Annotated in this window: 10 protein-coding genes and 1 tRNA gene; 5 read left to right on the top strand and 6 right to left on the bottom strand. The window is 44.5% G+C overall.

The window, feature by feature from the left end:
* Positions 1–6 precede the first annotated feature (6 nt).
* Complete coding sequence (locus tag QZY95_RS12245) at positions 7–1,593, bottom strand: methyl-accepting chemotaxis protein (protein WP_290923899.1); 1,587 nt, start codon at positions 1,591–1,593, stop codon at positions 7–9.
* 261 nt (positions 1,594–1,854) lie between these two features.
* Here QZY95_RS12245 and QZY95_RS12240 point away from each other — a divergent pair, with 261 nt between their 5' ends.
* Both QZY95_RS12240 and QZY95_RS12235 read left to right on the top strand, forming a co-directional pair.
* Positions 1,855–2,871: a methylated-DNA--[protein]-cysteine S-methyltransferase gene (locus QZY95_RS12240; RefSeq protein WP_290923897.1), complete on the top strand. Its 1,017-nt coding sequence runs from the start codon at positions 1,855–1,857 to the stop codon at positions 2,869–2,871.
* Between the two features lie 110 nt (positions 2,872–2,981).
* Positions 2,982–3,057: transfer RNA gene (locus QZY95_RS12235), tRNA-Thr, on the top strand.
* Between the two features lie 828 nt (positions 3,058–3,885).
* On the opposite strand, the gene ald is transcribed toward QZY95_RS12235, so the two are convergent.
* The 4 genes from ald to QZY95_RS12215 all read right to left on the bottom strand — a co-directional run bounded on the left by ald (position 3,886) and on the right by QZY95_RS12215 (position 9,175).
* On the bottom strand, positions 3,886–4,998 hold the full coding sequence (gene ald / locus QZY95_RS12230; RefSeq protein WP_290923895.1) for an alanine dehydrogenase: 1,113 nt from the start codon (positions 4,996–4,998) through the stop codon (positions 3,886–3,888).
* Positions 4,999–5,031: 33 nt separating this feature from the next.
* Positions 5,032–6,408, bottom strand: coding sequence for an aminotransferase class III-fold pyridoxal phosphate-dependent enzyme (locus QZY95_RS12225; RefSeq protein ID WP_290923893.1), 1,377 nt, complete (start codon positions 6,406–6,408; stop codon positions 5,032–5,034).
* Between the two features lie 121 nt (positions 6,409–6,529).
* Positions 6,530–7,681 carry an iron-containing alcohol dehydrogenase gene (locus QZY95_RS12220; RefSeq protein ID WP_290923891.1) on the bottom strand — a complete coding sequence of 384 codons (1,152 nt, stop codon included), beginning with the start codon at positions 7,679–7,681 and terminating at the stop codon, positions 6,530–6,532.
* Positions 7,682–7,729: 48 nt separating this feature from the next.
* A complete protein-coding gene (locus tag QZY95_RS12215; RefSeq protein ID WP_290923889.1) occupies positions 7,730–9,175 on the bottom strand; it encodes an APC family permease in 1,446 nt (481 codons plus the stop codon).
* A gap of 333 nt (positions 9,176–9,508) precedes the next feature.
* Between QZY95_RS12215 and QZY95_RS12210 the strand changes: the two genes are divergently transcribed.
* From QZY95_RS12210 to QZY95_RS12200, 3 genes are all read left to right on the top strand, one after another.
* Positions 9,509–11,248 (top strand): sigma 54-interacting transcriptional regulator, encoded by a 1,740-nt coding sequence (locus tag QZY95_RS12210; RefSeq protein ID WP_290923887.1) that lies wholly within the window; start codon positions 9,509–9,511, stop codon positions 11,246–11,248.
* A gap of 182 nt (positions 11,249–11,430) precedes the next feature.
* Positions 11,431–12,516: a serine protease gene (locus tag QZY95_RS12205; RefSeq protein ID WP_290923885.1), complete on the top strand. Its 1,086-nt coding sequence runs from the start codon at positions 11,431–11,433 to the stop codon at positions 12,514–12,516.
* A 230-nt stretch (positions 12,517–12,746) separates the two neighbouring features.
* Positions 12,747–14,312: an FAD-dependent oxidoreductase gene (locus QZY95_RS12200; protein WP_290923883.1), complete on the top strand. Its 1,566-nt coding sequence runs from the start codon at positions 12,747–12,749 to the stop codon at positions 14,310–14,312.
* A gap of 374 nt (positions 14,313–14,686) precedes the next feature.
* Here the strand turns inward: QZY95_RS12200 and QZY95_RS12195 are convergent, their stop codons facing one another.
* Positions 14,687–15,337: a PilZ domain-containing protein gene (locus QZY95_RS12195; protein ID WP_290923881.1), complete on the bottom strand. Its 651-nt coding sequence runs from the start codon at positions 15,335–15,337 to the stop codon at positions 14,687–14,689.
* Between the last annotated feature and the right edge of the window lie 10 nt (positions 15,338–15,347).

The raw sequence follows: 15,347 nt of genomic DNA, 5'->3' as shown, positions 1-15,347 counted from the left end.
CGCCTGTTACGTACCTATTGATTTAATAATCACCTGTAATCGTCCTGCCATATCAGACAACTCGCGGACACCTTCCGAGGCCATAACTATTTCACCTGAAGACTGTTCAGAGATTGATCGAACCTCATCAACAGATTGATTGATATGATCGCTTGTTGCAGCCTGCTCGTCAGCAGCGGTCGCAATTGCCTGTACTTGATCGGTGGAATCAATCACAAGCTCTACAATTCTGCTTAACACTTCACCGGAGGCTCCTGAAAGCTCTCTAGAACGAGCGACTGCCGTTGTTGCAGCTTCCACACTTTCAAGGTTACGTTGTGCGCCCGCCTGAATAGCGGTAATGGCATCGCCCACCTCTTTTGTGGCTTGCATAGTTTTTTCTGCCAGCTTTCGAACTTCGTCCGCTACGACGGCAAAACCGCGGCCGGCATCGCCTGCTCTTGCAGCTTCAATTGCGGCATTCAAAGCCAATAGGTTTGTTTGATCTGCAATATCTGTAATGACATTCATAACGGTGCCAATACCTTCTGCCTGTTGCCCAAGGGAAGCCATGTCATCATGCAGTTGTCGGGACAAGCGCGCCACATCATCAATGGCTTCAATCGCTTCACTGACGACCTGTGAGCCTTGCTCAGCTTTATCCCGAGCAGAAGTTGCCTGCTCAGCTGCATTCGAAGCACTTTGTGCCACCTCAGAAACAGCTGCGTTCATCTGTTCCATTGCAGAAGCTGTTTCCATTGCCCTCTCTGTCTGACGAGCAACAGCAAGGCTAGTTTCTTCCATCTTTGCTGCAATATCCTGAGCAACACGAGCAACATCATGCGAAACACCTTCAGAATCGCGAACTGCAGAAGCGATTTGCTCATTCTTACTTACAATTTCTTCTTCACGCTGACGCAGAGCTGTTAAATCCTGATAAATACAGAGCGCTCCCATTAACTCACCATTCAAATCAAACAACGGTGAAGCATTAATGAAGATTTTACGCTGTCCGCCTTTACGCCCTGTCAAAATAACTTCCCGCTTGGTCACGGTGTGTTTTTCCAAACTATCTGCCAAAACAGTACGGCGCGAGGCATCTCCGTAAAAAAAGTACGCAACATTCTGCCCGAAGTAGTCTTCCGGCTTTCCATCCTGTTCAAGGATAGTAAGAAGAGTATCGTTTGTGTAAGTTAACACCTCATTGGTATCAACAACTACAAAAGGCGTATCTATGCCTGTAAGCACCCCTTGAGCGAAGCCGAGCTTCTGCTTCACACACGAGAACATATCTTCCACACTTTGCTCTACAGCGGCCAAATCTGAAGCACTAGAGCAGGGAAAACGAACTGTGTAGTCCCCGTTACAAACGAGCTTACATTTTTCGCGTAAAATGCTGCTTCCTGTTCGAAACGTACTCAGCATAATAAATACCAGCGGCAACACCAGTAATGTGAATAATCCTGCTGAAACCAATAGTCCGGTTCGTACAGTCTCCATGGAAACACCTGTGACGGTTGAACCGGCATACATGAACGCATACCCCGCCCCAAGTGATAACAGCGCACTAGCAACAATCAGGATAACTTGCATCTTCAGGGAACACTTTCCCATATTCCACTCCTTACAATTCCAACGCACAGCCGCCATAATGGCATACCTTTAACTCGATATCCCCAACGGTTAATCGGTGCCATGCGTCAAATTTAATCGTTGCGTAGCGGAAGAGGACACACAAAAACGATGTCCCTACGCAAGTATCTCTTCGGTCAATTACGTTAATTCAATATATCTTACTGTAAATTATAAGAGGACTAACTCACCCATTTTCAAGAAGTGTACTCCTGTACTATGATGTAAAAAAGTACAAAATAAATGCAGAGTAAGCATATTCACGACTTACACCAAAAAGATATTGTCCCAAGCTCATGCATAAAGAGCAATATTCGGGTAGCTAAACAAAAAACACTCAATATAATGCTGAGTAGACCACAAAGGATCAGCATGACAAAATGTAGAAAAGACCTAGAACATTACAAGCGAGTTGAAGCAGCCATTCGCTTTATTGAACAGCAAGTAAATAAGCAGCCTTCTCTTGAAGAGATTGCTGCACATGTTCATTTAAGTAAGCATCATTTTTCGCGCATATTCAAAGAATGGGTCGGTATAAGCCCCGTACGTTTTCTTCATTTTTTAACCGTTGAACATACGAAAGAAAAATTGGCAGAGAGTAGACCACTACTTGAAACCGCACTTTCAGCAGGGCTTTCCGGATCCGGGAGATTGCATGATTTGTTTATTAACTTTGAAGCAATGACACCGGGTGAATTTAAGCTGCATGGAAAAGATGTTACAATTGAGTACGCCTTTGCGCCCACTCCTTTTGGAAAAAGCCTCTTAGCGCAAACTACACGCGGAATATGCTATCTTGGGTTTGTGGGAGAGAGTAAGGACGTTCTTCTTGCTGAATTATTCACTGTCTGGAAGGGAGCAACATTTATACATGCTCCATCTAAAATTCTTCCATTAATTGAAGCCATTTTTTATCCCAGTCCAAACGTTTCTCAAAATATCTCTATCCTCATGAAAGGAACGAATTTTCAAATTAACGTATGGCGTGCTCTTTTAACTATCCCTCAAGGACATCTTGTAACGTACAAAGATATTGCTTCAGCGATTGGAGCCACGAACGCTGCGCGAGCTGTAGGAAGTGCAGTGGGAAAAAATCACATCGGATATATTATCCCATGTCACCGAGCGATTACCAGTACAGGAGTATTACAAAAATATCGGTGGGGCTCTTCTCGAAAGAAAGCCCTAATTGGCTGGGAAGCAAGTAGACAGGAACTTTCCAATGAAGAAGAACAAAACAGCAAATGCTATGAGCCATAGTGAATGAAACGAACAAACAGCAAGCCGTAAAAAAATGTTTATTCGTTAAAAAACGACTAGATTTTTCTCTTAATAATACGTAGAAACGCCCCTGTACTTAGGTACTTCAGGCTCTTGTAGCTCAGTCGGCAGAGCGCATCCTTGGTAAGGATGAGGTCAGCAGTTCAATCCTGCTCAAGAGCTCCATGAATTGCATCCCTGCATAGAAAATATGCAGGGATTTTTTTATGGAATCACAAGAGTTGTTACAGCCCATCAGCACAAACATTCCCAAAGAGCGATTCCCTACCTAACAACAAATGAAGGGAGTGGAAACGCCCTTCCACTCCCTTCTTCAAGGATATGCGATCCAAATTTTACGGACGCATCAGCGAATTTAGACACAGCCCACACTGTATCTACCAACCCTACCCAGAGTGGTTAAGGGTACCCTACATACCCTTTCGCATCCTTTTATGGTCACACCCGTTATCAAACCATTGCCTCACAACGGGTATGAACACCGCAAACCATGTAAACATGTCGCGGTAAAATTTATTTACTAGCAACATTCATTTGCCATTTTTCATTTCAACGATACTACACTGTTAGCAAAACAATTGCATCTTTAATATATCTAACGTGCTTTCCACTTTTTAAAACATTAAAAAGCACATTTATGTATATATCGAACATGTCAAAAGACAATACATAAGTGAAGTTTACTACATAAAATCTTATTATACATGAATAAGACTTTTATAATGACTTAAAATAGCACTTAAAGAAGTCATTAAAGCCATTTTCAAGGCATAGCACCATCTATAGCAGTACGGCATAGCAAAATCCTACAAACTAACAGTAATACTATTATCGTAGTACAAAAAAAAGCAGCAGCATGAATAAACATGCTGCTGCTTATATACCCAAATAGCGTGAGCTACTCAGACGCGCTTTCGCGCGCTTATAAGGCTAATTACCACAACTTTCGGATTAAAGAGTTATGCTGAGCCGAAAGCTGGTTGGCAATCAAACTTATAATACGTCTTCAACTGGAGTGTACTCAAGGCCGAATGCGTCGCAAACAGCTTTGTAGGTAAGTTTACCTTCGTGTACGTTGAGACCGAGTTTGAGTTCTTCGTTTTCCTGACAAGCTTTTTTCCAACCTTTGTTAGCAAGCTCGAGAGCGTAAGGAAGAGTTGCGTTAGTAAGAGCCATGGTGGAAGTTGCTGGAACTGCACCAGGGATGTTAGCTACGCAGTAGTGAACAACGCCGTCTACTTCGTAAGTTGGGTTTTCGTGAGTAGTAGCTTTAGAAGTTTCGAAGCAACCACCCTGGTCGATAGCAACGTCAACGAGAGCTGCGCCTTTTTTCATGAGTTTGAGATCTTCACGAGTTACAACAGCAGGAGCTTTTGCACCAGGAATGAGAACTGCGCCTACAACGAGGTCCATTTCTGGGAGAAGAGCCTGGATTGCGCCTTTAGAAGACATGAGAGTGGTGCAGTTAGCAGGCATTACGTCTTCGAGGTAACGGAGACGATCAAGGTTGATGTCCATGAGGTAAACCTGTGCGCCGAGGCCACAAGCCATTTTAGCAGCCTGAACACCTACAACACCGCCACCGATAACCATAACTTTAGCTGGTGCTACACCAGGTACGCCACCGAGGAGTTTACCGAGGCCACCGTTGGTGGATTCGAGAGCTTTTGCGCCCTGCTGGATAGACATACGGCCAGCAACTTCAGACATAGGAGTAAGAAGTGGAAGGGAACGGTCAGCTTTCTGAACGGTTTCGTATGCGATACAAGTTGCGCCAGACTCGATAAGACCTTTGGTCTGTGGCTCGTCAGCAGCAAGGTGGAGGTAAGTAAAGAGGATCTGGCCTTTACGGAGCATGCCGTATTCAGAAGGCTGAGGTTCTTTAACGTGCATTACCATTTCTGCTTTGTCGCAGATTTCCTGTGGAGTATCGATGATAGTTGCACCAGCAGCTACGTATTCTTCATCAGAAAAACCGGAACCAACACCAGCGTTTTTCTCAACGAGGATTTCATGACCGTGTGCTACCATGGTGGTAACGCCAGCAGGGGTCATACAAACGCGGTTTTCTTTAACTTTAATCTCTTTAAGTACGCCTACGATCATTGTCTTATCTCCTAAGAATATCGAATTATTTTACTATGCAGAAACAGATGCAAAAGACTTGTCGAGTGCATCAATGATTTCATCAATTTCAGATTTACCAGCGATCAGTGCAGGGCTGAAGCAAAGAGTGTTGTTGAACTCTTTGAAGGAGCGGTTAGTACGACCGATGATAACGCCTTCTTTAGCACAACCACCAGCAACACCAGCTGCAACAGATTCATCAACAGGCTCTTTAGTAGCACGGTCTTTAACGAGTTCGAGACCCTGGAAGAGACCTTTACCACGAACGTCGCCGATGATGGAGTACTTGTCTTTCAGTTCAAAGAGACGATCCTGGAAGTAGTCGCCCATGGTAACAACGTTTTCGAGAAGGTTTTCGCGAACGATGATGTCCATGTTAGCAAGAGCAGCAGCTGGACCTGCGGTACAACCACCGAAAGTGGAGATATCGCGGAAGTAGTGCATGCGATCGGAAGGATCAGCTTTAAACTGGTCGAAAACTTTTTCAGTAGTTACGGTACAGGAAATACCTGCGTAACCAGATGCAACACCTTTAGCCATGGTTACCATGTCTGGGGTGAAGTCAAAGTGCTGGTAACCGAACCATTTACCTGTACGGCCGAGACCACAAACAACTTCGTCGATGTGAAGAAGAACGTCGTGACGGTCACAGATTTCGCGAATGATTGGGAAGTACTCAGGAACAGGTACGATTACGCCGCCACCAGCAGTGATTGGCTCGAGAATTACGCCGCCAACGTTTTCAGGACCTTCGTTCTGAATGAGAGTTTCGAGAGCGTGAGCACATTCAATGTCACAGCTGCCGTATTCTTTACCGAAAGGACAACGGTAACAGTTGCAGTGAGAGAGCTCTACGAAACCTGGAGCGAAAGGACCGTACTGGTTTTTACGCTCGAACTGACCAGTGGAGGAAAGTGCACCAATGGTAGTACCGTGGTAATCGCGGTCACGGAAGATAATTTTGTGTTTGGAACCGTCACCTTTGAGGTGAGCAAGCTGACGAACGATTTTGTATGCTTTTTCGTTAGCTTCAGAACCGGAGTTAGAGTAGTAAACTCGACCCATGCCAGGCATTTTGTCGAGAAGAGCTTCTGCAAACTGTGCACCAGGAATGCTACCAGCAGAACCTGCGAAGTAACAAAGCTTTACGAGCTGGTCGTATACAGCTTTAGCGATTTCTTCACGGCCGTAGCCAACGTTAACTGTCCATACGCCACCGGAAACAGCATCGAGGAATTCTTTGCCGTTTGCGTCTTTGATGCGCATGCCGTTACCTTCTACAACAACCATTGGGTTTGCATCACCATCGTATGCTTTATGCTGTGTAAGGTGGTGCCAACAGTTTTCTTTATCTTGCTGTACTACTTTTTTTAAATCTACATTGCTCATTTTTTTACCCTTCTACTATATCAAAGATAATTAAACAAAATATCAAGACACTTTAGGAGGGGGAACCCCTTAGTCGCGACGGTGATAACGGCTCCGGCGCTGCTAAGGGGACCCCTATGCGCTAAAATGTTTTCTGCAAGTGGTCGAGAAGCTGCTTCTCAGTACACTGACGCGGGTTGTTGTCCATGAGACGTTTCGCTGCCATTGCACGAGTTGCGATGCCTTCGAGATCAGATTCCTGCACACCGTAAGGAGCGAGACCAACTTTAATGTCGAGGTCTTCGAGCATTGCGATGAATGCATCTGCACAACCTTCAGCACGTTCCAGAACAGGACCACAAGTGTCTTCGCCGTTCAGGATGTCTGCTACGATTGCATATTTCTCTGGGTTAGCCATGTAGTTAAAGCTAATACCTACAGGAGCGAAACATGCCATCAGGAGGCCGTGAGGGAGTTTGTATTTTGCAGGAACAGAAGTACCTACTGCGTGGATAACACCGTTCTGAGTGTTACCGAAGCCGAGACCTGCGAGAGCGGAACCGTAAAGCATTGCTTCACGTGCTTCGAGGTTAGAACCGTTTGTGTATGCTTTACGAATGTTTGCAGCGATAAGTTTCATTGCTGCAAGGTTCTGAGCATCGGTAAATGGAGTAGCACGCAGACCTACGAAAGATTCCATAGCGTGAACAAATGCGTCTACACCAGTCATTGCGGTAACGTGAGCTGGAAGACCGGTAGTGATTGCTGGATCGAGGATTACAGCATCAGCGTACAGGTAATCACTTACAACACCCATTTTCGCACCAGTTTCGTTGTTGGTCAGTACAGAAATGGAAGTCATTTCAGAACCAGTACCCGCAGTTGTTGGAACTGCGATCATTGGCATACATGGACCAGGAACAACGTTTACGCCGAAGTACTTGGAGATAGGACCTTCATGTGCTGCAAGAACAGAAGCTGCTTTTGCAGTATCGAGTGCACTACCGCCACCGAAGCCGATGATTACGTCAGCTTTGAATTCGGTTGCTGCGTTGGCGCAATCCTGGATAGAGTCAGCATTTGGCTCGAGCTCTGCTTTTGCGTAGAGAACGAACTCAACGTTTGCAGACTTAAGAGCCTCTTCTACTGGCTTGTGCAAGCCGAGAGAAGCAAGACCCGGGTCAGTTACGATAATTGCACGCTCGCCACCGAGGTTTTTAACTTCTTCGCCAGCCTGTGCAATAGAACCTACGCCGTGTACAGTTTTGCTTACTGAATGGAATGTGTGATGCATCACTTTCTATCCTTTTTATTTGTTTAGTACCTTAAAATTAAGCTTCTTCTATTTTTTGAAGAAGACTGGGAGGTCAATGCCGCCCATCATCAGTGAACGCTGAGTCTTAAGATCAAGGCCTTTGAATTCACCCATTTTCAATTTGTAGAAAAACGCGCCGAGCAAAGTCCAGAGAACTAAAGCGATCCAAGATTCTGTACCGATGGAACCAGGGGAACCAGGAACGGTAAGAAGAAGGATACAAATTACGGAGCTCACTGAGCCGATCGCCGCAAATATAATCTTTTTAGAGGTTTTCTCTTCACTGCGGAACGCTACAGCAACTTTGTATGCAGCCATGCAAGTAAAGAGGTAACCAATAACAGTACCAACAGCAGACATATCTACTACCCAGTTCAGTACCTCACGACCGAAGAACGGTGCGATAATGGTAAGCAGGGTTACAAACACAATTGACTTGTGCGGGGTACCGTATTTTGGATGAATATCACCGAACCAGGAAGGAAGGATTCTTGCGCGACCGATGCTGAAAAGCAGACGGGAAGATGCGATGAAGAAACCGTTAATTCCTGTGAAGATAGCTGCTGACACTGCGATTGCGAGAATCACACTACCTGCTCTGCCCAATGACAGGTGAGCAACGTGGCCAGTAGCCCAAGGTACATCCATTGCCAAAAGTTCTTTATAAGGCATGAGACCGGCGACTGCGAGAGTAACCATTGCGTAGAGAACAACACCACACATAATCGCGGTAATCATAAGCTTTGTTGCCATCTCATGCGGAAAATCAAATTCTTCAGCAGCCTGTGGAATGGTATCAAAACCAACGTAGAGCCAAGGGGCAATTGCTACGATAGCCATGATAGATGCCAAAGGACTGCGGTGTTCTGCATACAGCGGGAACAAGTTGGAAAGTGAGGAAGTCTCGTACATTGTTGTACCTGCGAACAGTGCAAACACACCGCCTACAAGTGCAATCGCGAGGAAAACCTGAATTTTACCAACAAGATCCGCACCACGGTAGTTGATCCAGCCACAGCCAACGAGAATAGCAATAAGCATTGCCAATTCACCGGCGTACACTTTCCAACCAACGATTGTGTACAGATAACCTACTTCAAATACCCCTGGTAAGAGGAATCTAAAGAGCAGCGCAAGCGCTGACGCGTTAAGTGCAATAATACAAATATAACCGAGCGCTAATGCCCAACCACAGATAAATGCGGCTGTCGGGCCGAATCCAACATATGCAAATACAAATTCGCCACCAGCAACTGGGTATTTGCCAATCATGTCACCATAACTCATGGCAACAAAAAGAAGCATACATCCACCGAGTGCGAAACCTATGCAAGCAGCAAGTGGTCCCGCGGTTGGCAGAAATCGCAGTGCAGGCAATACAAATGCGCCCCATCCCAAAATAGCGCCAAGCGCTAACGCCCAAGCCTGACTAGGCTTAATCGTCTTTTTTAACGTAGTCTGTGTCTCAGCCATAAAGCTAAATGCCCTCCAAAACCTTTCGCGACATAATAGTCGCAGTAATCTCGTTTTTTTAGCGTCAATAAAAACGCCAAACCAATGAGTAGTATGTAACCTGTCCCACGAAGTTCATTCTACTGCTTTGCAACACCAATCTAACAGCAAGCCTTGTGCCAATTATCACATTTTACGCAACCTCATGCTTTATAAGGGTTTTTATTGTTCGCCCAATGAATCCAAACTAACGAGCAAGTCATTCTTGCATTGCTTTTAAAAAAAACTTAATGAGAAGTGTAGATTTTCTGAAAAAACGATTCAGAAATGAATTATCATCAAGCGAAGGAAGCTATGCCAACTAATCGAACTATAACATCAGATTCCGCAAATGAGAATTTTTTCTCAACCGTACTTTGTAAAGGAAAAGAGTGGGTTATAGAGGACTATACCAACAACCTCTGCACACTTTTCCCCATTTTTTCACAAGCGGACAGCCCTAAGTCATTCTTGCATCACATTCAGGAATATGCTCTTCCTGCTGATGCCTTACAACTTCAAAACATGCCCGAAGGGGCTACTGTTTTTGTGAAAATTCAAAGTGTTAGTTACTGTGTCACCTGGCACTGGATCAACGAAGCTACAGAGTTCAGGTCAGTAACGGTCTACAGTATTAATGATGAAAGCTTTCAAAACGCCGCACTCCATAAAGAAGAACTCGATGTTCTTTTTGAATCCATGCACGATGGTATATGGGTAATTGATGGAGACGGCATAACTCAGCGTGTTAACAAGGCTATGGAGCGTATTGCCGGTATTAAAGCTGAGGGAGTAATTGGGAAACACGTTTCAGAAGCGGTTGAAATGGGCTACACAACAACATGTGTAACGCTGCGAGCTCTTGAAGCAGGACACTCTGTAACAATGTTTGATGACTACAGCAACGGCGTACGTTGTCTGAACACAAGTACACCTATCTTTGATGCCAATGGTGAAGCATGGCGAGCCATTGCGTGTATTCGTGATATCAGTGAATTGAAAACATTACAGACAAAACTTAGTAAGTATGAGTTGGAAGCTCAGGTATATAAAGACAAATTAAAGACACTGGAAAAAGGACAGGCAGAAGGTGTGCTTGGAAACAGCCCTGCTATGCTGCAACTTTCACAGGACATCCAACGAGCTGCTCAAGTGGATGCCCCTGTTTTACTGTTAGGTGAGACCGGTACAGGTAAAACACTCACCGCCGGCACCATTCATAAACAGAGCGGTCGAGGTGAAGGTCCGTTTATCTCCATCAACTGCGGTGCGATTCCTAGCGAACTTCTTGAAGCTGAATTATTCGGTTATGAACCGGGGGCATTTTCCGGTGCATCAGACAAAGGCAAAGCAGGTATGTTCGAGCTTGCTGATGGCGGAACCCTCTTTCTAGATGAGGTTGCCGAGCTTCCATTGCTCATGCAGGTAAAACTTCTGCACGTTCTTGATGGGGATGGATACCGAAAAGTCGGGGGGACATCGCAGCTAAAACCAAATGTGCGTATCATTGCCGCAACAAACAAATCTTTCGACCAGCTTCTTGCTTCCGGTAAATTCCGTGAAGACCTCTACTATCGTTTGCGAGTTCTTATTGTTTCTATTCCTCCACTTCGCGAGCGTGCTGAAGATATTCCACTCCTTGTTCAACACTTCCTCACCACAGCGAATCTGAAATACAACTTACGAAAAACACTCTCGCCAGACCTGCTCTCAATTCTTTCACAAAACAGTTGGCCGGGTAACGTTCGTGAATTACGAGCAGCAGTTGACTACCTTGTTGCTATGAGCGATCAGGATTTAATTACTCCAGACTACCTTCCTCCTCACTTCCTTTCCGGCAGTGAAGACGGAAGCGCTATAATTTCCAGTGCCACACACATTAACATGAAAGATGAAGTGGAAAACCTTGAACGCAAACTCATCAAGCAAGCCTTGATTGAAGGAAAAAGCACATACAAGGCTGCTAAGTTGCTGGGCACAAGCCAATCTACAATTGTTCGAAAAGCACAACGTTACAGAATCGGGCTGGTTGAAGTGAGCCACGATCTTTCGTAACATTATATATAGAGTAAAATAGTTCGACCTTCGATACAGAAAGCTCCGCATAGTATGCGGAGCTTTTCTTTCGACTTTCGCAACATTTTACTATACGAAATTATCCATTATTTTGGTGAGATGCAAACGAGACAGATTCTCTACACATCGTATTGTTTCAGTAGTATCAACGGAGACACACTATGCCGACTCGACTTTCGTTCTTCTTTTTTTCAATGACTATTTTACTGTTACTCACTCTTAACGGCTGCTCGAGTCATAAATATATCTCTGGTACCGACACGTATGAAGGTAGCGACTGCATACGTGTTTTGGATGTTGAAAAAGACGAAGCTCTGGCAATAGGTTTTACTGCTGCCCAAGAAACATTCGGAAATGTCCGCATTTCAATTTCCAATAAACTTATTGCAAAAACCTACTCAAACTCTCTTGGCGGAGCACGGTCAGTTATCACCCCAGTAAAAATTTCATCCCAAAAACAAGAACACGTCTCCGGATTTGTTTTTGACGTGTTGACCGAGGGCGATGGAATAAACCAAACCCTAGTTCCTGCCTACATTACTTCAATCTTTGCTAAGCATGTTCAAGAGTACATCGATCAAGATGAGATACCTACAAAAGTCATTTGTAACTTTGAAGTAAGCAAACACAGTGAAAAATCTGTTCGTTCCACAGGAACATGCTGGCTTGTAGACTCGAAAGGTTACCTTGTCACATGCGAACATGTAGTCGGAAAACGTCGAACTCTTCAGGTTGTACTGGCCGATGGCACAACACAAGACGCCACCGTAGTTCTCACTGATAAAACAAATGATTTGGCAATCCTTAAAATTGCTCCGCTTCCCGAAAAATATCATCCTATTCCTGTAATGCTGGGTAAATACAGCAAAGTTGGTGAAGAGGTAAGCGTTCTCGGCTTTCCAAAGGGCGAGAGGTTGGGCAACTCTTTAAAAATGACTTCTGGGTCCATCAGTTCTTTACTTGGATTTAGAAACAACATCACAGAATATCAACTTGATGCCGCGATTAATGGCGGAAACAGTGGTGGTCCTGTATTCAACTCCCACGGTTCAGCAATAGGAATTGTCAGTTCAAAATTAGTTTCAAAACAGACTGAAGGCATCGGCTATATTAAAAAAACCAACTGCCTTGCCCTTCTTTTTGCTCAAGTCGGCATCACTCCAGCACCAACAGTAAAAGAAACATTTTCTCCGCAAGAAATTTATGAACAATACAAGAACTCTGTTTTTCTTATAAGGCAATATTAGCTGTTACTTGTGTAGCATTGTGAAAATGCACATCATTTTTGAAGAGGTATGCACATTCATGATTGCACAGAAAAAACAGTACCTCTAAAAAACCTTTATTAACAGTAAACTACAAGTAACAAGTCAAACAGAACGTTTCCTTTTTGACGAATCAGCAGATATGGTTATATAGAAAACAGCGTTTTCGCAGCGGCACGCCGCATCATTATTATTCATAGAAAGAGCATACAATGGCATCAGTTACTGAAACAAAAATTGTCGAGGTCAAAATTGACCCGCGCGATATCACCAATGAAAAAGTCATACGCAAAACGGCGTTACGAAAAGCAGGTTTTTCGGACTCTCCAGAAATCCACTCCAGCGTAGTTCGTCGTTCCATTGACGCACGCTCCCGCCGTCCTCAATTTGTCTGTCAGGTTCAACTTGGCGAGCGTCCTCAGAAACCGAGCCATTCTATTTTTTGTCCGGCTAAACTCACCGGAAAACGTGTCGCTATCGTAGGAGCTGGCCCTGCCGGATACTTTGCTGCTCTGACTCTCTTGGAAAAAGGAATTAAACCTATCATCCTTGAACGCGGCAAGGATGTTACGGCTCGTCGGTACGATTTAAAGAAAATTCAAGCTGATGGACTTGTAGATCCACACTCGAACTACTGCTTTGGTGAAGGTGGCGCTGGAACATATTCTGACGGTAAACTCTATACTCGTGCCACAAAACGTGGAAACGTTAAGCGAATTCTCGATCTGTTCATTGAAAACGGGGCAGAACCTGATATTCGAATTGACGCTCATCCACACCTTGGCTCAAACATGCTGCCGAGAATTGTAAGCAGTATGCGTGAGGCAATTACTGCCGCAGGTGGCGAAGTTCACTTCGGAGCCCATGTCGCCGACCTCATTAAAGACAACGATACTCTGAAAGGTGTCGTCCTTGGTTCTGGAGAACAAATAACAGCAGACGCCGTTATTCTGGCTACTGGCCACTCTGCTAGAGATATTTTCCACACACTGGTTCGCAATAACGTTCCAGTAGAAGCAAAACCATTCGCGCTGGGAGTTCGTATTGAACATCCACAGCCTCTTATTGACCAAATTTTCTACCATCAATCTCCAAGACATAAAAACCTTCCAGCTGCAAGTTACCGCATTACAACACAAGTTGAAGAACGCGGTGTCTTCTCTTTCTGCATGTGTCCCGGAGGCTTTGTTGTTCCTGCATCAACTGCACCGGGAGAACTGGTTCTCAACGGCATGAGCATGTCCAGCCGCAGTGCCCCATTTGCCAATGCCGGTCTTGTAGTTGAAATCCGTCTTGAGGACGTTGGTGGTGATCCTTCTGATCCTCTGTCAGCCCTCGCTTTTCAGGCATCTGTTGAAAAAACTATGTTTGAAGCAGGAGATGGATCTTCACAAAAGGCGCCAGCACAACGAGTGGGCGACTTTATCGCTGGAAAACTGTCTGAATCTTTGCCTGAATCATCATACGTTCCAGGACTCTATACAGCCCCACTTAACGAACTTTTGCCACATACCGTTGCTGACCGACTTGCCAAAGCACTGCCCGTCTTTGGTCGAAAGTACAAAGGATTTGATTCAAACGAAGCAAAAATGATGGCTGTTGAATCACGAACAAGCTCACCTGTACGTGTGCTTCGTGATCGTCAGTCATTAGAACATCCTTCTGTAAAAGGACTGTATCCTTGTGGTGAAGGTGCAGGGTATGCCGGCGGCATTGTTTCTGCTGCTATTGACGGAGAACGAGTTGCAACTGCTGTTGCAGAAAAATTGAGTGCTTAACCATCTTTTGTAACAATATCTCAACATAAAAATAGTCTTAAGCCCTTATCATTTTTGATAAGGGCTTATTTTTTCGAAACTTCATTTTTTTTACATTGACAGCTTTAAGATGAAGGACTACATTTTTTCTCATTGATTGAGCAATCAATCGAGATACGCGATGCGTTTCCGCTTGCATCACTGCTCCACCACCACTAGCAGGTATCGAATATCATAAATTTCTTTATGAAACGCTCTTCGAAACCCCTTCCTCACCAGAAGGGGTTTTCTGTTTTTCTACTTCGCTAGCGTTGCAATCATCAAAAAACCGTTTGTGATTGATTACATCCCAAACGGTTTCCAAACATTGTGGACAAGAAGCTCCTAAACAGCCCTTATTCTACATCACTAAATTTTTTACATCGCTCTATAAATTCAGAAAAAACATTTTGCTCATCAACAACCTCATCGATGAACAATCCTAATGTCATCCCGCCTTCACGCATAATAATTCGTTTAATTACAGCATCAACAACAACTGACGATGCCGAACCAAATGGTCGTATATTCAGCGAAATATTTTGATCCTCATAAAACGGATACTCTTCCGCCTCCGTGTCGCCATTCTCAGGCAAAGCTGCTAACAAGACTTTTCCACCGTGCTCTGAGATATTTATCAGCATCCCCTCATGCATCTTTTCCTCAAAATGTACAGTAACCGGACAAAAGCAGTTATACCTTGATTCATTGCGCAACTGCATCTGCTCAATTTCTCGAGGATAATGCAAAATCACCTGTGAAAACGGTTCCGTCAAATAACGTGCGACTGTCGTTCGAAAACCGCACAACACTCCGTCACCGTTACTGATGCATCGTACGGTAACAGAATCTTCTGGTAAAAAAGTAGGTGAGTTGAGACTCTTACCGGTTTCAACAAGGAGGTACTTATCCTTTTTGAATCCAACTACTTCCCCCCAGCAACGTTGTCCCGTGCTAGCTAACTGGATATTCAGGCTTTCACCAACATGCATATTAATAGAATTCACGCTACCACCT

Source organism: Halodesulfovibrio sp. (genome assembly GCF_015482765.1).
In the GTDB taxonomy this organism is placed as follows: Bacteria; Desulfobacterota; Desulfovibrionia; order Desulfovibrionales; family Desulfovibrionaceae; genus Halodesulfovibrio.
Note: the sequence above shows the minus strand (reverse complement) of the source record. Positions and strands in the feature narration are given on the sequence as shown.

What these genes read in the sequence shown, in the direction of transcription:
- QZY95_RS12215 (WP_290923889.1), bottom strand. Translation starts at nt 9,175, where the DNA reads ATGGCTGAGACACAGACTACGTTAAAAAAGACGATTAAGCCTAGTCAG.
- QZY95_RS12245 (WP_290923899.1), bottom strand. Translation starts at nt 1,593, where the DNA reads ATGGGAAAGTGTTCCCTGAAGATGCAAGTTATCCTGATTGTTGCTAGT.
- QZY95_RS12205 (WP_290923885.1), top strand. Translation starts at nt 11,431, where the DNA reads ATGCCGACTCGACTTTCGTTCTTCTTTTTTTCAATGACTATTTTACTG.
- QZY95_RS12240 (WP_290923897.1), top strand. Translation starts at nt 1,855, where the DNA reads ATGCAGAGTAAGCATATTCACGACTTACACCAAAAAGATATTGTCCCA.
- QZY95_RS12210 (WP_290923887.1), top strand. Translation starts at nt 9,509, where the DNA reads ATGCCAACTAATCGAACTATAACATCAGATTCCGCAAATGAGAATTTT.
- QZY95_RS12220 (WP_290923891.1), bottom strand. Translation starts at nt 7,681, where the DNA reads ATGCATCACACATTCCATTCAGTAAGCAAAACTGTACACGGCGTAGGT.
- ald (WP_290923895.1), bottom strand. Translation starts at nt 4,998, where the DNA reads ATGATCGTAGGCGTACTTAAAGAGATTAAAGTTAAAGAAAACCGCGTT.
- QZY95_RS12200 (WP_290923883.1), top strand. Translation starts at nt 12,747, where the DNA reads ATGGCATCAGTTACTGAAACAAAAATTGTCGAGGTCAAAATTGACCCG.
- QZY95_RS12225 (WP_290923893.1), bottom strand. Translation starts at nt 6,408, where the DNA reads ATGAGCAATGTAGATTTAAAAAAAGTAGTACAGCAAGATAAAGAAAAC.